This window comes from Xenorhabdus sp. BG5, from assembly GCF_015163665.1.
Lineage (GTDB): Bacteria > Pseudomonadota > Gammaproteobacteria > Enterobacterales > Enterobacteriaceae > Xenorhabdus.
In genome coordinates, this window is sequence record NZ_JADEUG010000021.1 from 1 (window position 1) to 22784 (window position 22784).

18 protein-coding genes and 1 rRNA gene are annotated in these 22784 nt (G+C 45.3%); 5 read left to right on the forward strand and 14 right to left on the reverse strand.

What is annotated here, in order from left to right; translation table 11 throughout:
- The 3 genes from IQ209_RS11820 to btuB form a co-directional block, all read right to left on the reverse strand.
- Nucleotides 1-89, reverse strand: a 16S ribosomal RNA gene (locus IQ209_RS11820); the annotation flags it as partial.
- A gap of 368 nt (nucleotides 90-457) precedes the next feature.
- Nucleotides 458-1321: a glutamate racemase gene (gene murI / locus IQ209_RS11825; RefSeq protein WP_193851492.1), complete on the reverse strand. Its 864-nt coding sequence runs from the start codon at nucleotides 1319-1321 to the stop codon at nucleotides 458-460.
- Entirely contained in the window at nucleotides 1266-3104 is a 1839-nt protein-coding gene (btuB, locus tag IQ209_RS11830) for a TonB-dependent vitamin B12 receptor BtuB (RefSeq protein ID WP_193851493.1), read from the reverse strand. Before btuB ends, murI begins: the two co-directional genes overlap by 56 nt.
- A 203-nt stretch (nucleotides 3105-3307) precedes the next feature.
- Between btuB and trmA the strand changes: the two genes are divergently transcribed.
- Complete coding sequence (gene trmA, locus IQ209_RS11835) at nucleotides 3308-4408, forward strand: tRNA (uridine(54)-C5)-methyltransferase TrmA (protein WP_193851494.1); 1101 nt, start codon at nucleotides 3308-3310, stop codon at nucleotides 4406-4408.
- 74 nt (nucleotides 4409-4482) lie between these two features.
- Here the strand turns inward: trmA and IQ209_RS11840 are convergent, their stop codons facing one another.
- Complete coding sequence (locus IQ209_RS11840; protein ID WP_193851495.1) at nucleotides 4483-4860, reverse strand: YijD family membrane protein; 378 nt, start codon at nucleotides 4858-4860, stop codon at nucleotides 4483-4485.
- A 21-nt stretch (nucleotides 4861-4881) separates the two neighbouring features.
- On the reverse strand, nucleotides 4882-5544 hold the full coding sequence (gene fabR, locus IQ209_RS11845; protein WP_193851496.1) for an HTH-type transcriptional repressor FabR: 663 nt from the start codon (nucleotides 5542-5544) through the stop codon (nucleotides 4882-4884).
- 205 nt (nucleotides 5545-5749) lie between these two features.
- Here fabR and sthA point away from each other — a divergent pair, with 205 nt between their 5' ends.
- Nucleotides 5750-7147, forward strand: coding sequence for a Si-specific NAD(P)(+) transhydrogenase (gene sthA, locus IQ209_RS11850; protein ID WP_193851497.1), 1398 nt, complete (start codon nucleotides 5750-5752; stop codon nucleotides 7145-7147).
- On the opposite strand, the gene oxyR is transcribed toward sthA, so the two are convergent.
- From oxyR to argC, 5 genes are all read right to left on the reverse strand, one after another.
- Entirely contained in the window at nucleotides 7139-8056 is a 918-nt protein-coding gene (oxyR, locus tag IQ209_RS11855; RefSeq protein ID WP_193851498.1) for a DNA-binding transcriptional regulator OxyR, read from the reverse strand. The genes sthA and oxyR overlap by 9 nt on opposite strands.
- A 99-nt stretch (nucleotides 8057-8155) precedes the next feature.
- Complete coding sequence (gene argH / locus IQ209_RS11860; protein WP_193851499.1) at nucleotides 8156-9529, reverse strand: argininosuccinate lyase; 1374 nt, start codon at nucleotides 9527-9529, stop codon at nucleotides 8156-8158.
- Nucleotides 9530-9690: 161 nt separating this feature from the next.
- Nucleotides 9691-10902, reverse strand: a complete 1212-nt coding sequence (locus IQ209_RS11865) for an argininosuccinate synthase (RefSeq protein ID WP_193851500.1) — start codon at nucleotides 10900-10902, stop codon at nucleotides 9691-9693.
- A gap of 55 nt (nucleotides 10903-10957) precedes the next feature.
- Nucleotides 10958-11731 (reverse strand): acetylglutamate kinase, encoded by a 774-nt coding sequence (gene argB / locus IQ209_RS11870; protein WP_193851501.1) that lies wholly within the window; start codon nucleotides 11729-11731, stop codon nucleotides 10958-10960.
- Nucleotides 11732-11801: 70 nt separating this feature from the next.
- Nucleotides 11802-12806 carry an N-acetyl-gamma-glutamyl-phosphate reductase gene (argC, locus tag IQ209_RS11875; RefSeq protein WP_193851502.1) on the reverse strand — a complete coding sequence of 335 codons (1005 nt, stop codon included), beginning with the start codon at nucleotides 12804-12806 and terminating at the stop codon, nucleotides 11802-11804.
- A gap of 116 nt (nucleotides 12807-12922) precedes the next feature.
- Between argC and argE the strand changes: the two genes are divergently transcribed.
- Together argE and metF are read left to right on the forward strand one after the other, a co-directional pair.
- Nucleotides 12923-14080, forward strand: coding sequence for an acetylornithine deacetylase (gene argE, locus IQ209_RS11880; protein ID WP_193851503.1), 1158 nt, complete (start codon nucleotides 12923-12925; stop codon nucleotides 14078-14080).
- Nucleotides 14081-14310: 230 nt separating this feature from the next.
- The gene (gene metF, locus IQ209_RS11885; protein ID WP_193851504.1) at nucleotides 14311-15198 is read left to right on the forward strand and encodes a methylenetetrahydrofolate reductase; all 888 of its coding nucleotides are present in this window, start codon (nucleotides 14311-14313) and stop codon (nucleotides 15196-15198) included.
- A 56-nt stretch (nucleotides 15199-15254) separates the two neighbouring features.
- On the opposite strand, the gene ppc is transcribed toward metF, so the two are convergent.
- The 3 genes from ppc to metB form a co-directional block, all read right to left on the reverse strand.
- Nucleotides 15255-17891 (reverse strand): phosphoenolpyruvate carboxylase, encoded by a 2637-nt coding sequence (gene ppc / locus IQ209_RS11890; protein ID WP_193851505.1) that lies wholly within the window; start codon nucleotides 17889-17891, stop codon nucleotides 15255-15257.
- Between the two features lie 201 nt (nucleotides 17892-18092).
- The gene (locus IQ209_RS11895; protein WP_193851506.1) at nucleotides 18093-20528 is read right to left on the reverse strand and encodes a bifunctional aspartate kinase/homoserine dehydrogenase II; all 2436 of its coding nucleotides are present in this window, start codon (nucleotides 20526-20528) and stop codon (nucleotides 18093-18095) included.
- 2 nt (nucleotides 20529-20530) lie between these two features.
- Complete coding sequence (gene metB, locus IQ209_RS11900) at nucleotides 20531-21691, reverse strand: cystathionine gamma-synthase (RefSeq protein WP_193851507.1); 1161 nt, start codon at nucleotides 21689-21691, stop codon at nucleotides 20531-20533.
- Between the two features lie 292 nt (nucleotides 21692-21983).
- Between metB and metJ the strand changes: the two genes are divergently transcribed.
- Nucleotides 21984-22301, forward strand: coding sequence for a met regulon transcriptional regulator MetJ (gene metJ / locus IQ209_RS11905; RefSeq protein ID WP_074019093.1), 318 nt, complete (start codon nucleotides 21984-21986; stop codon nucleotides 22299-22301).
- 82 nt (nucleotides 22302-22383) lie between these two features.
- Here the strand turns inward: metJ and rpmE are convergent, their stop codons facing one another.
- A complete protein-coding gene (gene rpmE / locus IQ209_RS11910; protein ID WP_099131885.1) occupies nucleotides 22384-22599 on the reverse strand; it encodes a 50S ribosomal protein L31 in 216 nt (71 codons plus the stop codon).
- Nucleotides 22600-22784 lie beyond the last annotated feature (185 nt).

The following is a 22784-nucleotide window of genomic DNA, read 5'->3' on the forward strand; positions in this document are numbered from 1 at the left end:
AAGCACGCTTTCCCCCGCTGCCGCCCGACTTGCATGTGTTAGGCCTGCCGCCAGCGTTCAATCTGAGCCATGATCAAACTCTTCAATTAAAAGTTTGATGCTCAAAGAATTTCACTGTTAGTTCATAATGAATTAACTGCTTAGTCACTCTTTAAGACTTGAATCTTTTTTGCCTTTCGGCGATTCGATAGTCTCTTGCGAGTGCCCACACAGATTGTCTGATTAACTTGTTAAAGAGCATTGGCAACCGGAAGTCACTTCCGGGTTGCGAGGCTGCGTATCTTACGCTGTTCGCCTTGAGAGTCAAGCAATTATTTTCGCTTTTCGCTCACCGGCCTTCGCGGCCTGTTTCAGCGCAGCGTCGGTCAGTGGGGGCGCATTATAGGGCGTTTTACGGCGCTGGCAATAGTTTTTTTGAAAAAAATCACCAACCGATGATTATTACGCCAAATTGCACTTAAGTTGGTAGTTTTTCCAGCGTTAAGAAACCTAACTTGTGTAAAACAGGGCACAGATCTTCATTTGATGGCTCGATTTTTGTGCAATATGCTAAGTTATCGGCAGTTGTTAAAAACAAATTTTCCCGATTTTTTATCAACCATGCCGTTCTGCGAGCAATTGCCGCTCCCGAATCAATTAATCTTGTTCCATCTGGTAAAACTTGTGCAATTTCTTCTGCTATCAGAGGAAAGTGCGTACAACCCAAAATGACAGTATCCGGTGGCTCTTTCATTCTTAGCCACGGTTTCAGTATTTTCTCTAACTCTTTTAGTGAAACATCCTTGCCATGTAATTTTCGTTCAGCTAACTCGACCAATTCAGCTGAGCCAATTGCATACATCTGGCAATCCGTAGCGAACCTTGCAATTAATTCTTTGGTATAGTCGCGATTCACTGTGGCGCGTGTCGCCAATAATCCCACAACGCGATTACAGGTTAGCTTCGCCGCAGGTTTGATCGCTGGCACAACACCAACAACAGGAAAAGAAAAACGTTCACGCAGGGTGGGTAAGCTGACTGTACTCGCAGTATTGCAAGCGATAACAACAACTGCCAAAGAATGTTTTTTCTGGATTGCATCAACAACCTGAACAACCCTTTCTACAATCACTTCCGCCGTTTTCTCGCCGTAAGGGAATGCTTCATTATCGAAAGCATATATATAGTGGAGATCCGGCAAGAGTTGCCGAATCTCTTGATAGACAGATAAGCCACCCACTCCAGAATCAAAAATCAGAATTGTTGGGCGGGCAGTCTTGTTTAAATTAGAAGTTATAGTTTCCAGTGAGATAGAACTCTCGTCCTGGGGTGTGATAGCCATAGGCTGTCTCATAATTTTTATCAAACAGGTTAGCTATTCTAGCACGGATTGTAAGGTGGTCAGTGATCGGATATGAGGCGCTAATATCCCACAGACTCACACCCGCTAATTTCACTGTCTTCGCAGGATATGTATTATAGTCTTGGTCATATCGCCGACCAATATATTGATAGGTTATTCCCCAATCGACATTAAAGGCTATCCAATCCAATTGATATTTAACTTGCTGTTTAGCCCTGCGAGTTAATTGCTGGTCATTACCATCACGCGGGTCAATGAACTGTAATGTGAGTTGATGTTGGAATAAGCCAGTCTCCATTGTTCCCATCCACTCAACACCCTTTATCTTTGCCCTATCACTGTTTTCAAAACGGTTATTGGCAAAATTTATCAATTGTTCAATATCGTTATGATAAGCAGTTAAACGCCAATTAAGTGGCCCGGTCAAACCTTCAACTCCGATTTCCCATTGCTTACTTTTTTCTGGTTTAAGACTTTCATTTCCCCACTTGCTATAAAGCTGATTCAAAGTCGGCGCTTTAAATGCCGTTCCATACGAAGTGATAAAACGATAACCATCAACAAACTCCCAGCCGATGCCGATTTGCCCCGTCGTATTCCAGTCATATTCAGAATGGTGATCTGAACGCACAGCGCCTTCTAAAATGACATCCCTCACCTTTTGCTGCGCGGTTAAATATAGTCCCGTATTATCAACATGTTTTTGTACAGAGATGTTATTGGAGCCTGCGGCAACCCATTCTCTTTTCCAATCAACCCCACTACTGATTGCACCATGACCAACCTGCCACGTATTTCTCCATTGCACATTGTATTGTTTTGAATCACTCAGACTGGAGTTTGTGCCATAACGCCCATGCTTAGGAACATAATTGTAATCTTTGACATGGCTGTAACTGACAATGAATTGGGAAGAATAACTGCCTTGATTAAATTGAATACCCGCATCATAGGAACGACTGAACAGTTCTCGAGTGTCTGCTTCACCGATGTTCCATGCATCATAAGCCGTCCGATTATTAAATCCATAGGCTCGAGCAAACCCGCTCATTTGCGCATTTATTTTATGATCTATTTCCAACCACAGCATTTTACTCATAAAACCATCGCGATCTGGCTGACGATATCCCCCCATTTTACCATCAACTATCACATCAAACCCTTTGGTATAGGTATACCCTGCGGCTGTGGTTAATAGAGTATTCTCACCGAGTTTTTGCTGTGTTGAACCATTATAGTTCTGGTATCCGTTTGAGCCGATCCCCGCATTCAGTGTTGTGCCGCGTTGTTCCCGTTTTGTGATGATATTGATCACGCCACCAATGGCATCAGAACCGTATACGGCAGAACGCGCACCACGGATATATTCTATTTTTTGCACCATTGAGATTGGGATCTGGCTAAAATCAGCGGCACCGGTAATGCCAGCCTGATTCAAACGAAGCCCATCCACCAGCACCAGTGTATGATTTGAGTTCGCACCACGAACAAATAAAGAAGAGTGCTGTCCAATACCACCATTCTGCGCAATATCAATACTTGGCAAACGGCGCAAAACATCAACTAAGCTACTGGATTGCCAACGATCTATATCTTCACGAGTCACTACCGTCGTTGGCGCCAAAACCGAAGAAATCGGCTGCTTAAAGCGATTGGCTGTAACCACCAACGTATCCTGATTATCTGCCACTGCAAAATGGCTCCAACCAGAAAATACTGCCAAGGATGCAGCAGATAGAAGAATCTGTTTTTTATTTGCCATAAGATTTGTGATGAGAATGAGTGTGGTACCTGGCTATCTATATTTAACTATAAAGCATCATGCTACGATGAAGACTTTAGCGTGTCCAGAATGCCTCTCTATCAAAAAAAGCGCGGATAAACCAGAAAACTGGACATCCTTTACACTTGCCCTACAATGCCGCTCGGAAATTTTTCTTAACGCGACCATACGAGAACCCGATAATGCAGAATGCCTTGCCAACGGAAAATTATGAAAACCAATTGATGGAGAAAGTTCATCGTCTAAAAGGAATGATGCTCCCCTTTAGCGCACCTGAGCCTGAAGTTTTCCGTTCCCCGGCATCACATTACAGAATGCGCGCAGAATTCCGTATCTGGCATGAGGAAGATGATCTCTACCACATTATGTTCGATCAGCAGACGAAAAAGCGTATCCGCATTGATCAATTTCCAGTTGCCAATCAGCTAATCAATAAAATGATGCAGGCCATCATTGCTGGCGTAAAAGACAATTCCGTATTACGCCATAAACTGTTTCAGGTGGATTACCTTTCTACCCGTAGTAACAAAATCATTGTCTCTCTGCTTTACCACAAAAAACTAGGGGATGAATGGCGTGAACATGCAACTGCTCTGCGTACCCAACTCACCACAGCAGGGTTTGATGTGCAACTTATTGGACGCGCAGCAAAAACCAAGATCATGCTTGACCATGACTATATTGATGAAGTGTTGCCTGTTGCAGGCAAGACAATGACTTATCGTCAGGTTGAAAATAGCTTCACACAGCCGAATGCCAATATCAATGTTCATATGTTGGAATGGGCAATTGATATCACCAAAGGCTCGAAAGGTGATTTGCTTGAGCTGTATTGCGGTAATGGTAATTTCTCTCTGGCATTGGCGCAGAATTTTGAACGGGTATTAGCGACAGAAATAGCCAAGCCTTCAGTGGCTGCCGCCCAATTTAATATCGCAGCGAACAAAATTGATAATGTACAGATTATCCGCATGTCAGCGGAAGAATTTACCCAGGCGATGAACGGAGAGCGTGAGTTTAACCGACTGCAAGGAATTGATTTAAGCAGTTATCAATGTGAAACCATTTTTGTTGACCCACCGCGCAGCGGACTGGATAAAGAAACGCTAAAAATGGTTCAAGCGTATCCACGTATTCTTTATATTTCCTGCAATCCAGAAACGCTCTGCCAAAATCTGGAGACGCTAACACAGACCCACGAAATCAGCCAACTGGCGCTCTTTGACCAATTCCCTTATACCCATCATATGGAGTGCGGTGTCCTGCTGGAAAAAAGAACTTAGTCGTCATTAAAAACAAAAACGCCGCAGGGTCAATTTTGTGGCGTTTTTTATTGAACCATTCTCGATAAAAACGATTAGCTTTGGCTTTCTGAAGTAAGCACTGCTTGCTGCTTACGCTTTTTCATCTTTAGGTAGATCCAAAACACCAAGACAGTACCAATAACGACAGGCAAGAAATTAGAGCCAATTGCTGGATATTCCATTCGAATGAATGCGTTATACACAAACATGCCTAAGAAGAAGCATCCCACGGCCAGTTTCGGTAATCCTTCTGCCATTGGATAATTCAAATAACGTTGATGAAGACAATACAAAGAAAGTGCCAGTGCAATAAGAGGGAAAATAGAAAAAGGGACAAATGAATTAAAAAATGTTGAGAAAGTTCCGTGTGTTGCCATTCCAACGATAAGAGCCAGCAACATTGTGCTTTTATCTTGGCGGTATTGTTCCATCGTATTATTCTCCTTTCATTATTATTCAGAGGTTTTAGGGATCGCTTTAGATACGGTGCTTTTTTCTTGCTCACGACGATACCAATAATAAGCGCCTTTGGAAATCATGCGGAGTTGCAAAACCAAACGCTCTTCGAGACGACGTCTTTTTTCTTCATCAATATCCAGCGCTTCTGCACCTGCACTGAACACGATTGTCACCATCGCCTCTGCTTGTATTTCAGTAAAATGGCGTGGCATATGGCTGGCTTGCTCAAGGTAGTCTGCCAATTCGGCAATAAAATGTTGGATTTCCCGTGCTACAGCAGCACGAAATTCAGCCGATGTACCGGAACGTTCACGCAGCAACAGCCGGAACGCATTAGGATTGTTGCCAATAAACTCCATGAAGGTTGAAACCGAAGTACGGATGACACTACCACCTTTGGCAATACGCTGACGGGCCTGACGCATTAACTGACGCAGCATCAAACCACTTTCATCCACCATCGTCAGCCCCAGTTCATCCACATCACGAAAATGTCGATAAAAAGAAGTCGGTGCAATACCCGCCTCGCGAGCCACTTCCCGTAGGCTCAGGCTGGTAAAACTGCGTTCAGCACTGAGTTGGCTGAATGCCGCCTCAATCAGGGAGCGGCGGGTTTTTTCTTTCTGTTTTGCTCTAACGCCGGTTACGTTACTCACAACAATCCTGATCTATCTCGACTCTAATCGGGCAAATATAACAGATTCTGCTAAGTTTGCTGTGATTGTTCTCTTAAAGATATTATTCGATGTTTTCCTGATCTATTTCTAAACAATGAGATAAAAACCTTATGCTCATTGGGTTATTGCATCAAGTAATGTTAAGATAGCGTTGTTATTTTGTGTAAAAACAGGTCTTTCCTCTATGCAACATACTCATTTTGATGCCATTGTGATTGGCTCTGGTCCCGGCGGGGAAGGAGCAGCAATGGGGTTAGTAAAACAAGGCAAAAACGTTGCTGTTATAGAACGTTATAATAATGTCGGTGGTGGATGTACTCATTGGGGTACAATCCCGTCGAAAGCTCTCCGCCATGCTGTTAGTCGTATTATCGAATTTAATCAAAATCCCCTCTACAGTGATAACTCCCGCATTCTTCGTTCCTCGTTTTCAGAAATTCTGCGCCATGCTGAAGTCGTTATTAACCAGCAAACTAAGATGCGTCAAGGGTTTTATGAACGTAACCGTTGTCGAATGTTTGCAGGAGAAGCCACTTTCATTGATGAACATCGGGTAAGTGTGCGTTATGCCGATGATAGTGTTGATATCTTGAGCGCAGACAACATTATCATTGCCACCGGCTCCCGCCCTTACTGTCCTCCTGACGTCGATTTCACCCACTCCCGTATTTATAACAGCGATACCATACTGCAACTGGATCACGAACCTCGCCATGTCATTATTTATGGTGCCGGCGTGATTGGTTGTGAATATGCCTCCATTTTCCGCGGATTGGGTGTTAAGGTGGATTTGATCAATACCCGCGATCATCTTCTGTCGTTTCTTGATCAAGAAATGTCTGATGCCCTTTCCTACCATTTTTGGAATAGTGGCACGGTCATCCGTCATAACGAAGAATATGAAAAAATTGAAGGCGTTGATGATGGTGTTATTGTTCACCTGAAATCCGGCAAGAAAGTCAAAGCGGATTGCCTGTTGTATGCCAATGGCAGAACAGGTAATACAGACAAGCTAGGTTTAGAAAATGTCGGACTGGAAACAGACAGCCGAGGTTTACTGAAAGTCAATCGTGTCTACCAGACCAACAATGAAAACATCTATGCAGTGGGGGATGTTATTGGCTATCCAAGTTTGGCTTCTGCGGCCTATGATCAGGGACGCATCGCTGCAAAAGCGATGACCACAGGCAATGCTAACCTGTATCTGGTGGAAGATATCCCAACCGGGATTTATACCATTCCTGAAATGAGTTCCGTGGGCAAAACCGAGCAGCAATTAACCGCAATGAAAATCCCTTATGAGGTAGGTCGCGCCCAATTCAAACATCTGGCAAGAGCGCAAATTGCCGGTATGAATGTTGGCAGTATCAAAATCCTGTTCCACCGTGAGACAAAACAGATTTTAGGCATCCACTGTTTTGGCGAACGTGCCGCAGAGATCATTCATATTGGTCAGGCCATTATGGAACAGAAAGGTGAAGGCAATAATATCGAATATTTCGTTAATACTACCTTCAATTATCCAACAATGGCGGAAGCCTACCGTGTTGCGGCACTCAATGGGCTAAACCGATTATTTTGATGTTTTTCCTAATATTTCATAATAATTGCCCATTTTAGTCCGAATCGCCTCTGCCAATTGCTCATAGCGACCACGCAGAGGTGAGCCAGGACGATAAACCAATATGACAGATCGCTTAGGTTCCGGTTCATAACACTCCAGATAGCAAACCCCATCCCGACGTCTCTCATTCGGCACTGACAAATCAGGTAATAATGTAATCCCGCTGCCCGCTGCAACCATATTGCGCAGAGTTTCCAGACTGGTCGCCCTAAAATGGGTATCTTCTTTGGCTCCCGCCTGAAAACAAAATCCCATCGCCTGATCACGCAAACAGTGTCCATCTTCCAGCATCAATAACTTCTCACCGGATAGCTCACCCATCTTAATTTTGTCCCGCCCAGCCCATTTATGCTCTTCATATACCGCCAGTTTCATGGGTTCTTCAAACAACGGCACTTCGATAAATGCTTCGGACTCTTTCACCAACGCCAAAATAGCGCAGTCAAGCTTTCCACTATCAAGTTGAGCCAACAAGTTTAGGGTTTGTGCCTCATGCAGGTACATTTCCAATTTGGGGAACAATTGATGCAGTTCAGGAATAATCAGTGGCAGGAGGTAGGGACCGATTGTTGGAATAAGACCGATATGCAACGGCCCCGACATACTTTCACCTTGAAGGGAGGCCATTTCCTGCAAGACCTTCACTTCCCTCAATACCGTTTTGGCCTGTTCCACTAATAACATTCCCTGTTGGGTAAACAATACCTTGCGGCTAGTGCGTTCCAGCAGCATCACGCCAAGCTCATCCTCCAGTTTGCGGATTTGCCCGCTCAGTGTCGGTTGGCTGACATGACAAGCATCAGCGGCTCGACGAAAATGCCGGTATTCAGCAAGTGCTACAAGGTATTCCAGATCGCGGATATTCATTCCCAACCTCAGCATTTGATATCAATGATAGTATTGACCAATAAATCATTATATCCACGAGGTGAAAAAACTATCAACTGCGTGTGATTATTGATGTTTTTAGCTAAATCGCTGCTTGGCCTGAGCAATCACTTGTTTCACTTGTTCTTGCGCTACACCACCTTTTGCCAGCCGCTTGTCTAAACACGATTGCAACGATAAAACGTCATAGACATCCACAGCAATGACATTGCTGAATTTTTGCAATTCAAATAGAGAAAGTTCTTCCAGTGCCTTACCTCGGTCAATTGCCGCAACAACAACTTCACCAACAATGTGATGTGCCTCGCGGAACGGAACACCTTTTGCCACCAGATAATCTGCCAGCTCAGTTGCATTAGCATATCCCTGCTTTGCTGCTTCCTCACAACGGGAGCGTTTTACCTGAATGCCATCCAACACCAGTATCGCCATATGCAAACAATCCAACCAGGTATCCAGTGCATCAAACAAGCCTTCCTTATCTTCCTGCATATCTTTATTGTAGGCGAGAGGAAGCCCTTTTAAGGTCATCATCATCCCCGTCAATGCGCCTTGCACCCGTCCACACTTGCCGCGGATAAGTTCCAACGCATCTGGGTTTTTCTTTTGCGGCATCAAGGAAGAGCCGGAAGTTACCCGATCCGACAATTCAATAAAGCCAGCTTCTCCACTATTAAAGAAAATTAAATCTTCAGCAAAACGCGAAAGATGAATCATACTAATGCTCGCATCCGACAGTAGCTCCAAAACATGATCACGATCCGAAACACTATCCAGACTATTGCGTGTCGCTGAGGCAAAACCCAGCCATGACGCCAGTTGCTCACGATCAATATCATAAGCCGTTCCTGCCAATGCCCCACATCCCAACGGGCTGACATCCAACCGCTTTAATGCATCTTGCAGTCGGCTTTCATCACGATTAAGCATTTCCACATAGGCCAAACACCAATGGGCAAAAGTGACAGGTTGCGCCCGCTGTAAATGGGTATAACCTGGCATGACTGCATCCTGATTATTTTCAGCAGTGAATACCAATGCTTGTTGCAACTCAACTAATGCTGTCAGAATGTGGACAATCTGATCTTTGCACCATAATTTCAGGTCAGTTGCGACCTGATCATTACGGCTACGTCCCGTATGGAGTTTCTTACCCAAATCGCCCACTTTCGTGATAAGTTGCCCTTCAACCCAACTATGAATGTCTTCCGCATCGCTTTGCAAAATGGCCTTGGGGTTGGTTCGCACTTCATCCAGTAACTCATTTAAGGCTAGTTCCAACTTTTGCTGCTCTTCGGCAGTGAACACGCCTACCGTAACCAACGCTTTTGACCACGCAACCGAGCCCATAATATCCTGCTCAGCCAAACGATAATCAAAACGCAGTGAATCATTAAATTGCTTGAAGCGCTGATCGGCTTCCTGACTGAAACGCCCACCCCAAAGTGCCATAATATCGTTCCTGTTTTTCTAACCGTTATTCATTACTATACCAATCTCACTTCAAGATACGTGTGATATCTCCCCGCTTCGCGGGGGAGATATCAGGTTTCATAGCGTGTTGTAAATTGCAACTTGAAGTTTAATACGTACAAAAGTTGAACACCCCAAAATTACTTTTTGCTATTCAGTGCACGAATGCGTGAAGAAAGCGAATAGAGGCGAATAAACCCTTCTGCGTGGCTGTGATCGTAAACTTCATCCTCGCCAAAAGTGGCAAATTCTTCAGAATAGAGGCTATTGGCTGATTTTTTCTGCACTGCCGTTACCTGCCCTTTATAAAGTTTCAGGACAACTTCACCGCTGACACTGGCCGCTAACATTTCTGCTGCCGCTTGAATTGATTGACGCAATGGCGCAAACCAACGGCCGTCATAAACCACATAAGACATCTCCAGCCCCAGTTGTTGACGCCATTTGAAACTATCACGATCTAAAACCAGTTGTTCGATACCGCGCAGTGCTTCCATCATGATGGTTCCCCCCGGAGTTTCATAACAACCGCGGGATTTCATGCCTACTAAACGGTTTTCCACGATATCGATCCGGCCAATGCTGTGCCTGGCTCCTAACTTATTTAACTCATCAAGGCATTGATAAGGTGAAAGCGCCTGACCATTCACGCCAACCACGTCACCTCTTTCAACCGTCACCGTGATATATTCCGGTTCATTGGGCGCCTCTTCTGGCTCCACTGTCCACACCCAACAATCTTTATTGGCAGCATTCCACGTGCTTTCCAAAACCCCACCTTCGGTCGAAATGTGCCACGCATTTTCGTCACGGCTATAGATTTTCTCCAGCGTTGCAGTTGTCGGGATATCACGAACTTTTAAATAATCCAGCAGCGCCTCACGGGAACGCAGATCCCATTCCCGCCACGGAGCCACAACTTTCAGATGGGGTGCCAACGCGGTATAAGTGCTTTCAAACCGAACCTGATCATTACCTTTACCTGTTGCGCCATGAGCGACGGCATCCGCTCCTACTTTCAGAGCCAGCTCAACTTGTGCCTTGGCAATAATTGGACGGGCCATTGAAGTACCAAGCAAATAACTTCCCTCATACAGGGCGCCGGTTTTTAACACAGGATAAACATACTCTTTGATAAACTCTTCGCGCAGATCAATGACATGGCATTCGGAAGCACCGGAACGTAATGCTTTCTGTTCCACACCCTCCAGATCTTCACGACTTTGGCCGACATCAGCGACAAACGCAATCACGTCACAATTGCCATAATGTTCTTTCAACCACGGAATAATGGCAGATGTATCCAAACCACCTGAATATGCCAAAACGATTTTCTTAATGCTTTTAGTCATAGGGGTAACCTTTTTAATTTTAGTAAAAACATCAGTTCGGTAAATACACGTTCAATTACGCCAAAATTCGTGTGCCAATAGGTATGCCATTAAATAACGCAATCAATTGATCTGCATGACGCCAACTCGCAATATCTACGGGTTGTCCGAGTGTTTTTGCCGCCTCTAACGCCGCATTCACTTTCACTATCATGCCGTCGGTGATGATGCCTTGATCGATAAGCTGCGCGATCTGCTCTGCCGTGGCTTCCGGGATTTTTTTTCCTTTCCCATCCAGAATACCGCTGACATCGGACAACAAGATCAAATCTGCATTCAGCACTTGTGCAATAGCCGTCGCCGCTTGATCCGCATTCACATTCATCAATTCACCCTGCTCAGTAATACCAATCGAACTGATAATCGGCATATAGCCTACATCCAGCAAAATTTGCAGGAGATCAGGTATTCCTGGCTGAGCTTTTCCAGTGTGACCAAGCTCTTCATCAAGCTGAGAAACTTTAACCATCCCCCCATCACCCAGACATAACCCGATGGCAGGCAAACGATACTTTGTTGCCCACGCCAGCAATTTCTTGTTGGCAGTTCCGGCTAGCGTCCCCGTAATGATGTCAATTTGATCCTCAGGGGTAACCCGCAGGCCTTGCTTCTTCAAAATAGGCATCTGCAATCGTTGCATCAGCTCATCAACCAAGCAGCCACCACCGTGTACAATAACCAACGGACGTTTATGTGTTTTTCGGTATAACTGTAATGTGGTAAATAACCGTTCCAGCGCTTCTTCACTGTCTAATAACACACCACCCAACTTGATAACTAACGGCTCCATCGGATTTATCCTCTGTCGGTATTACTCTCTGTAGGAATTTTAATTTTTCGGCATTCAGTTATTTTAGAAGTTAAAGTAATGCCTGAGTTTCTTCATACCCAAAACGAATATTCATGCACTGTACTGCTTGTGCCGCTGCCCCTTTCAACAAATTATCCTCAGCTCCTACGATGATCAGATGTTGCCCCTGAACAGCAAAACCAATATCGCAGAATGGCGAACCAACAACAGCTTTCAACGCGGGAACGCCTTTGCTATATAACCGTACCAACGGCTTATCATGATATGCCTGTTGATAAGCTTCCCTAATTTGTGCTTCTGTCACACCAGATTTCAACTTACAGGTAATTGTGGCAAGAATACCGCGTGAGAAATTGCCCAAATGAGGGGTGAAAATCACCTCTGTACCTAAATGTGTGGTGATTTCAGGTTGATGACGATGGTTAAAAACACCATACGGTTGCAAACTCACTTCACAGAAGCTATTGGCAATCGATGCTTTTCGGCCAGCGCCACTGACACCACTGACAGCGTTGATAACAGGCCAATGTTCTGTATCTAATAAATCTTGTTCAAGCAACGGTTTCAAGGAAAGTTGGGAAACCGTAGGGTAACAGCCGGGAACGGCAATCAATTGTGCTTGCTTGATTTTCTCGGCTTGCCATTCTGCCAACCCATATGCGGCTTGCTCCAACCACTGCGTATTTTTATGTTCAAATCCGTAGTATTTTTTATAGAACTGTGTATTTTGTACGCGGTAGGCACCAGATAAATCAAACACGATACAACCTGCTGCCAGAAATATCGGGGCAATATCATGGCTAACTTCATGGGCTGTGGCGAGAAAGACCACATCAATCCCTTTTGCCGCCTCAATCACATCAGTCAGCGGTTGTAAGGGCAAATCCACAATACCCTGATATTGTGGATGAAGTTCTGAAAAACATTTCCCTGCATCTAAACTTTGAGAAGAAACCATCAAGCCGGAGAGATGGACATGGGGATGACGTTGCAGATATGCTGCTAACTCAGCTCCGGTATAACCACTGGCACCAACTATCAGCGTATTCAACATGGGATTTATTCACCTTATAGTATTAACCCAATAATATTAATCCAATGACTTTGTTGCATTTATATGCAATTAATTTGCATGAATATTGATACTATTATGAGTAAGGGCTGTCAACAGTGAATATTAAATTACCGTCTTTTATTAAATTATATCATCAGCTCATTGCGGCTCCTTCTATCAGCGCAACCGATGCTGAACGCGATCAAAGCAATGAAGTTGTTATCAATCTGCTGGCGGAATGGCTAAAAGAGATCGGGTTTGCCATTGAAATTCAAAGCGTCCCTGAAACCAGAGGTAAATTCAATCTGCTGGCAACATTGGGCAGTGGTTCGGGTGGCTTGCTGCTATGTGGCCATACAGATACCGTTCCTTTTGATGAGGGGCGCTGGACACAAGATCCCTTCACACTGACTGAGCGCGATGGCAAATTATATGGGCTTGGGACGGCTGACATGAAAGGCTTCTTTGCCTTTATCGTTGATGCGTTACGGGATATCGATGTCAGCAAGCTATCGCATCCCCTTTATATTCTGGCCACCGCTGACGAAGAGACATCAATGGCAGGTGCACGTTACTTTGCTGCCAATACCCATATTCGGCCTGATTTTGCCATCATTGGCGAACCCACATCATTACAGCCAATCCGCGCCCATAAAGGGCATATCGCCCAGGCTATCCGCATTGAAGGAAAATCCGGGCATTCCAGCGATCCGGCACGGGGCGTCAATGCCATTGATCTGATGCACGAATCCATTACCCAGCTCATAAAACTACGCCACACCTTACAAGAGCGCTATCACAATCCGGCATTCGTCATCCCTTACCCAACCATGAATTTCGGCCATATTCATGGCGGTGATGCTGCAAATCGTATTTGTGCCTGCTGCGAGCTGCATATGGATATCCGACCGCTGCCCGGATTGACCTTGCAGGATTTAAATGGATTGCTGCATGACGCACTAGAACCCGTCAAACAGCGCTGGCCTGGTCGCCTGAACGTAACAGAACTTCATCCCCCTATTCCGGGCTATGAATGTCCGACAGACCACAAACTGGTCGGCGTGATTGAAAAACTGTTGGGAACCAAAGCAGATACCGTTAATTACTGTACGGAAGCACCTTTTATACAGGCGTTGTGTCCGACCTTGGTCTTAGGACCGGGATCAATTGAACAAGCGCACCAGCCCGATGAATTTTTAGATATGGCATTTATTGAGCCAACAAGGACGCTACTTTCACAGCTTGTGGAGAATTTTTGTTTGAAAGCGGGTTAAAATACGCACTACTATCCCAGCCAACTCCATAACCTCGGTGGATACATCGGGGTTTTTTGCTCATTCCTCAACATGAATTTCTTTCCTGATCACTTTGAATATTCCTCATTGGGAATAAGCCATTTCTCGATTGACTAAAAACTCTGCTTCGCCCATTCTATTTGGACATCTAAACGGATAGACATTTAAACACTTAAACATCTAAAAACATGTTCATGAGGGCACAGGGTATGAGTTTTTTTCACGCGAATCAGCGAGAAGCGCTGAACCAGAATCTGGCTGAACTTGAAGGTCAAATTCGTGTTTCCTTTGAATTCTTTCCACCCAGAACGGCTGAGATGGAACAAACCCTGTGGAAATCCATTGATCGCTTGAGCAAACTGAAACCTAAATTTGTTTCTGTTACCTATGGTGCCAACTCTGGCGAACGTGATCGCACCCATAGCATTATCAAGGGTATTAAAGAAAAAACCGGCCTTGATGCAGCCCCACACCTAACTTGTATTGATGCCAACCGTGAAGAACTGAGCAGCATTGCTCATGATTATTGGCAAAACGGTATTCGCCATATTGTGGCATTACGTGGTGATTTACCGACTAACGGTTGCAAGCCAGAAATGTATGGTGCTGATTTAGTTGAGCTATTAAAAAAAGAAGCGGATTTTGATATCTCCGTTGCCGCTTATCCAGAAGTGCATCCAGAAGCGAAAAGTGCACAGGCAGACCTGATCAATTTAAAACGTAAAATTGATGCCGGAGCCAATCGCGCCATTACCCAATTCTTTTTTGATGTGGAAAGTTATCTGCGTTTTCGTGATCGTTGCGTCGCAACTGGGATTGATGTGGAAATTGTACCGGGGATCTTACCGGTCTCGAATTTCCGTCAATTGCAACGATTTGCCACAATGACTAATGTTCGTATCCCAAGCTGGATGACCAGAATGTTTGAAGGGTTAGATGATGATCCGGAAAGTCGCAACTTAGTTGGCGCCTCTATCGCAATGGACATGGTGAAAATTCTCAGTCGTGAAGGCGTGAAAGATTTTCATTTTTATACCCTGAATCGGGCAGAATTGAGTTATGCCATCTGCCATACATTGGGAGTACGCCCTTGTTAACACCAAAAAAGCCGAACAATTTCCTATTCGGCTTCTATGATTAAAAAATAGTTAAACTATCCTGTATTACGCATTCCTGCCGCAACGCCAGCAATCGTCACCATCAGCGCTTGTTCAAGATGCGGATCAGGATTTTCCTGCTGACGAGAGCGCTGTAATAATTCGGCCTGTAGTACGTTCAACGGATCGGTATACACGTTACGTAAAGCGATAGATTCAGCGATCCACGGCAAATCTGCCATTAGTTGTTCATCCTGCGAAATAGTCAATACCGTTTCGATATCCTCTGCAAGTTGATTACGCAATTTGACGCCTAATGGCCACAACTTAGGTTCGACCAAACGCTGATCGTAATATTCTGCTAACCACAGATCTGCTTTAGCAAACACCATCTCCAACATGGCAATACGCGTATTGAAGAAGGGCCAATCACGACACATATCCGTTAAAACTGACAAGTTACCGGCATCGATCACCCGTTGCAGCGCCGCACCAGCGCCTAACCATGCCGGCAACATCAACCGGTTTTGCGTCCAGGCAAATATCCACGGGATCGCTCGCAAGCTTTCAACGCCTCCGGTCGGACGCCGTTTAGCTGGCCGTGAACCTAAAGGCAGTTTTGCCAACTCTTGTTCCGGTGTTGCTGCCCGAAAATAAGGCACAAATTCCGGTTGCTCACGGACATAATCACGATACATGTCACAGGAAACATCAGAGAGTGTATCCATAATCTGCTGCCATTCCGGTTTCGGCTCTGGTGGTGGCAATAAGTTTGCTTCCAGGATCGCACTGGCGTACAAGGCCAGACTGCTGATCGTGACCTGCGGCAAACCAAATTTAAAACGGATCATTTCCCCCTGTTCCGTTACCCGAAACCCGCCTTTCAGGCTGCCCGGCGGTTGGGAGAGCAAAGCCGAATGGGCTGGAGCACCACCACGGCCAATCGTGCCACCACGTCCGTGAAACAGAGTGAGTGTCACGCCTTCTTTTTCACACACCTTGATTAATGCATCCTGTGCCCGATATTGTGCCCACGACGCCGCCATCACGCCTGCATCTTTGGCTGAATCGGAGTAACCAATCATCACCATCTGCTTATCCTTAATCAGATCGCGATACCACTTAACCCCTAATAGTTGCCGAATCACATCTTCTGCATTGTTCAAATCATCAAGGGTTTCAAATAACGGCGCAACAGGCAATGACAATGGGCATCCCGCTTCTTTCAGCAATAATTTCACTGCCAAAACATCAGAAGGCACTTTCGCCATGGAAATAACATAAGCTGCAATCGAATCTTGTGAGGATTCAGCAATAATCTTGCAGGTATCGAAAACTTCTTGAGTTTCTGCGCTTGGTCGCCAATCACGCGGGGTCAGGGGACGTTTTGATTGCAACTCTCTCAGCAAAAACACCTGTTTTTCGGCTTCAGGCCAGCTCGCATAATCCCCCATTCCCAGATCTTGCGTCAGTTCAGCAATCGCATCACGATGGCGGGTACTTTCTTGACGGATATCAATACGCACTAAAGACAAACCAAAGCAACGGATGCGACGCAAAGTATCCAGCAATTGCCCGTTTGCGATAATTTCCATACCGCAATTTTTCAGGGATTGATAACAAGCATATAGCGGTTGCCATAATTGTTCGTTATGCAGGAGTAGATCCGCGGGTGGCAGGGCTTGCTCGCCTTTAAGACATTTTTCCAGATAAGCCAGCGTGTTACTTAATTGCGTGCGCAATTGTTTGGCAATTTCACGGTAAGGCTCTAAAACATGCTCACCTCCCGCCATTTGACGAAGTTCAGACGTACATTCTGACATGGAGAGTTCAGAAACTAAAACCTGAATGTCTTTCAGGAACAGATCAGCAGCCTTCCAACGGCTTAGTAATAAGACATGACGGGTAATTTCGGCGGTAACGTTAGGATTACCATCACGATCGCCCCCCATCCAAGAGATGAAACGTACTGGCACGGCTTCCACCGGCAAGCTATGACCAATGGATTCTTCCAGTTGTTCATTGAATTCACGCAGGAATGCTGGCACACCTTCCCACAAGCTGTTTTCAACCACAGCAAAACCCCATTTTGCTTCATCAATTGGGGTGGGACGGTTCTTACGGATCTCATCAGTATGCCATGATTGGGCAATCAACTGACGCAATCGGCGCATGATGTTATTGCGTTCATAATCGGCCAAATCATCATGATCAAGCTGTGCCAGACAGCCATTAACTTCAACCAACTTATGAATCAGGGTACGGCGGGCAATTTCTGTCGGATGAGCGGTCAGAACTAATTCAATCGCCAACTCATTGACCGCCTTGATCAAATCATCATTACTGAATTGTTTGTCTTTGAGCCGGTTGAACAGTGCTGCCAGCGCGACCGGGTTACTTGCCGCTTCGCCGTGCGGAGAAATGCTGTGATATTGTTCGGCAACGTTAGTCAGATTTAAAAACTGGTTAAACGCACGGGCCACAGGTAATAATTCATCATTGGATAAATTTTCCAGCGTCGATAAAAGCTGCTGACGGTGAACCTCATTACCTGCACGGGATGATTTAGATAACTTCCTGATCGTTTCAACTTTATCAAGAATATTGTCTCCCAAAGCTTCCTTAATTGTATCGCCCAGCAACTTACCGAGCATACTGACATTACTTCGCATTGCGGAATATTGTTGATTCATGTGGTTCCTGGCCTTGTGTTGCTGTATGTCACCTATTTCACCAATGGATTGGCTTACCCTATTTTTTGTCTAACTATTTCATGTTTTGCTGTAGAGCGTATTCTTCTGTTTATCTCTAACGTTCTATTCATATCAGAAAACAAACAACTTAGGTGAATTTTAACGCCTGATTGCTCAATATCTCTCCTACAGAGATATAGGCTACAGAAGTTGCGACAGACGATTTAAATCCGATTGGATTGCCCCCGCGGTGACATCTCGCCCCGCACCTGGCCCACGGATGACTAACGGATTATCACGATACCAGCGACTTTCTATCGCAAAAACATTATCCGCCGGCAGTAGTGAAGCCAATGGATGATCGCTACGCACCGCTTCCACACCCACTTTTGCCTTGCCACTGGCATCAAAACGAGCGACATATCGTAGTACCATGCCCATTTCCTGTGCCGCTTCCAACCGTTGCCGCATTTGCTCATTAATGGCGGCACTGTTTTCAAAGAACTCTTCGATAGAACCGCACCGAGCCTCTGTCGGCACCAAAGATTCAACCCGCACATGATCAGGTTCTATCTCATAACCCGCTTCGCGCGCCAGAATAACCAATTTACGCATCACATCCTGACCAGAAAGGTCAATACGCGGATCAGGTTCCGTCAACCCTTGTTGCCATGCTTGTTCTACTAATTCACTGAAAGGTACAGAACCATCAAACTGCAAAAACAGCCAGGATAATGTGCCGGAAAAAACGCCACTGATGGACAGAATGGTATCACCGCTCTCCCGCAGATCCCTGACGGAATAATTAATAGGCAGCCCTGCACCCACTGTGGCGTTGTATAACCAATGACGCCCCGTTTTTGCAAAGGCATCGCGGATCATACGATAGGTATTACTGTCGGAAGAACCGGCAACTTTGTTGGCACTGATAACGTGGAATCCATAACTGGCAAAGTAAATATACTCTTTGGCCAATTCTTCACTTGCCGTAACATCCAGTACAACTAAATCATCATAAGGATGTGCCCGCATCCATAAAAACAGCGCATCTTCTTCATGTTCAGTCGCTTCATCATCAAAGAAGGCCAATGCCCGACTGGCATCAATGCCCTGATAATTCAGTAAACTCCGGCGACTATCGACGACACCCGCCAGAATAAATTCAAAATCGCTGCGAGCGGAAATGTTCTTCTGTTCACGGGTAAATAACTCTAGCCATCGGGAACCAATATTTCCTTTGCCAAACAGCACTAAACCGATGCGTTTTTCTGCCCTAAACAGGCTTTGGTGCAATCCCTGAATCAAATGCGATGTCTGATTCAAACGCAGTACAGCAACCAGACTAATGTCATCTTCTGCATGCCAGATAAATTCAACCGGCTGATCTTTTAATTGTTGATAAAAACGATGACTATGTAGCGGATTCTTGCATACACCTGCCCCCACTAACGCCACCAACGCTAAACCTTCACGCAAAGAAATTTTGCCGGGTAAGGGAGCATCCTGCAAAACATCCAGGGCGCTATTCACAATCTCAGAGGTATAGCAAAGTTGGAGCAGGTTGCAATCTGCGTGCAGCCCTGTTGCCAATGGCCGGATTTGGGCGCGTTTCAATAAAGAATCAATGTCCTTATGGACTTGCTTGAAATCGTGGGCTGGAGAAACATGCAATTCAATCAGACAAACATCATCATGGCTGGTGACAATTTTTGCCCCTGTTCCCGTTGCCAGCACCCGTTCAATCCGGGTGGAACCCTGTTCAGGCTGGTAACTGCAACGCAATTGCAGATCAATATCGCTGAGAGAAACCGGCTGCAATGTTCGGGTATGGAGAACAGGCGCGGCCAAACGTGCCAATTCGCTGGCTTCATCCAAACGCAGCAACGGCAACAAACAGGCATCTTTAACTTTACGCGGATCGGCACTGTAAACCCCCGCAACATCACTCCAAATTGTGACTTTTTTAGCTCCCGCCAAAGCCCCAACTTGGGTAGCAGAATAGTCGCTGCCATTGCGCCCCAACAATACCGTTTCTCCCTTCTGATTACTGGAAATAAAACCGGTAACCACTAAACACTTATTGGGGTTTTGGATCAGTAATTGGCTAAGCAGAGGTTGAGATAAACTGACATCAACTTGTGGCTGAGCAATGCGCTCTGCCCGCAGGAATTGACGCGCATCCAGCCATGCGCTGGGGATACCCTGATTTTCCAGCACCGCCGCCATTAAACGGGCAGACCAGATTTCCCCATGACCGACAACTTCGGCGTATGTAATATCGGTGACAGGCTTATCCAACAATACGCTCAATCTTTCCAGATCAGCGATAAACATGGCGTTCAGTTCTTCTGCAACTGTTTCGGGCAACAAACCACGGATCAATTCTTGCTGGTAACGCCGTAAAGACTGCTGTATTTGATGTGCTGATATCCGGTCACTCTGACTCAATTTAAGCCAATCAATCAACTGGTTGGTTGTACTCCCCGCGGCCGATACCACCATCAAATCACCCGGCAGGCTGTAGTTCGCCATAATTTCAGCAACCCGCTGATAACATTTCACATCAGCCAGGCTGCTACCACCAAATTTATGTAACTGACGGCCAGATTCCGTCCCCGCTGTTACCCGTGTACTCATGATTACCTCGTTGCTGCTGCCTGAAACGCATTATCCAGATCAGCAATTAAATCCTGACTATCTTCAATTCCTACAGAGACACGAAGAAGCAAATTCGTAATCCCTGCCTGAGCCCTTGCTTCTGCCGACATTCCCGCGTGCGTCATGGTTGCAGTATGAGAAATCAACGATTCCACACCACCGAGAGATTCAGCCAAGGTAAATAATTTTAACGTAGATAAGAAACGACGCATGGCCTGTTCATCACCATCCAGTTCAAAACTGAGCATCGCCCCAAAACCTTGTTGTTGCTTAACCGCAATTTCATGCCCCGGATGGTTTTCCAACGCAGGATAGAAGAGCCTTTTCACTTGGGATTGCTGTTGCAGATAATCCACAATGGCAACAGCATTGTTTTGTTGGAGCAGTACGCGGGCAGATAATGTACGAATGCCACGCAGTAGCAGATAACTGTCAAAGGCCGCAGCCGTCACGCCAATATTGTTCGCCCACCAAGCCAACTCTTCCGCGATGGATGGCTCCTTAGCGATAATAGCGCCCGCAATCAGATCAGAGTGCCCATTCAAATATTTCGTGCAAGAATGCACCACTAAATCTGCCCCCAACTCCAATGGCTTTTGCAATACAGGACTTAAGAAAGTGTTATCGACCACAGCCAATGCCCCAATTTCATGGGCCAATTCACAAATGTATTGAATATCAACAATCCGCAACAGAGGATTACTCGGTGTTTCAATTAGCACCAGTTTGGGCTTTTTGACCAACGCCTGTTTCAACGCTTGTTCATCTGACTGATCCACAAAAATCACCTTGTATGCACCACGCTTGCTTAGACTGTCAAACAGGCGGTAACTACCGCCATAACAATCATGAGGAGCTACCAATAAATCCCCTGGTTTCAGAAATACGGTACAGAGCAGATGAATCGCTGACATGCCACTGCTGGTCATGACTGCGCCCGTGCCCCCTTCCAGCTCGGCCAAAACCTGTTGGACAACATCACGGCCAGGGTTGCCACGGCGTGAGTAGTCATGAACCCTGGGTTCATTGAAACCGGTAAAGTTATATGTACTGGAAAGATAGATAGGCGGAACAACACAACCATATTGTTCATCAACATTTGAACCACTGTGAACCGCAATTGTCGCTTGCTTACATCCCATAACCTTTCCCCATCATCGTTATTATTAGCGTCACGCAAGAATAACGACTGGAAAGATAGACGTCAATACATCTAGACATCCAAATTATTTTACGGTTTAATATCACAATTCCATGACTGTCATTACACTTTATATGTCTTCTGGTTATTTTTTATAAATTAGTACGGGTGGGGCAATATAGTCGACAGGCTAATTATGTTAGACTACTTCATTATCGACATGAAAACAGATCAGAAATTCCTTCCAATTTCTAATCTCAATTACTTGATTCAAAAATTATTTAAGGTATCTCATGGCTGAGTGGAATGGTGAGTATGTCAGCCCTTATGCTGAACATGGCAAAAAAAGTGAACAGGTCAAAAAAATTACAGTTTCAATCCCGCTAAAGGTATTGAAAATCCTGACTGATGAGCGCACTCGTCGTCAGGTGAACAATCTGCGTCATGCAACAAACAGTGAATTGCTGTGTGAAGCTTTTCTGCATGCGTTCACTGGACAACCTCTGCCTAATGATAATGATTTGCGTAAAGAACGCCATGATGAAATCCCGGAAGCAGCAAAAATCATGATGCGTGAGCGAGGCATTGATCCTGATACATGGGAATATTAATAACAAAAACGCCCGATGTTTCGCATCGGGCGTTTTTGTTTTAACTATCCGGCCTGTATAGATGACAGACAGGAAAAAGTCATTACTTCTTAGTACCTGGAACGCTGAAACGTTTGTTAAAGCGATCAACACGACCACCAGTCGCAACATCACGCTGCTTACCGGTGTAGAACGGGTGGCATGCACCACAGACGTCCAGGTTCAGATCGTGACCTACAGTAGAGTTGATTTTGATTACATTACCGCAAGAGCAATTTGCAGTAATTGCTTCGTATTTAGGATGGATACCTTGTTTCATGGGAAACCTCTGTTCAGGCCGTGTCGCTATCCAGCCTTATTTTGCTGCCAGACACCACACGTCGTGTTGATAAAAAAATATGTATCGGTAATTTCTATACCAAAGGCGGCGGATCATACAGAATATCTGTTTATTGCGCAATGAAATCTGCCGATTTGCTATGATACCCTTATCGCTATATGTTC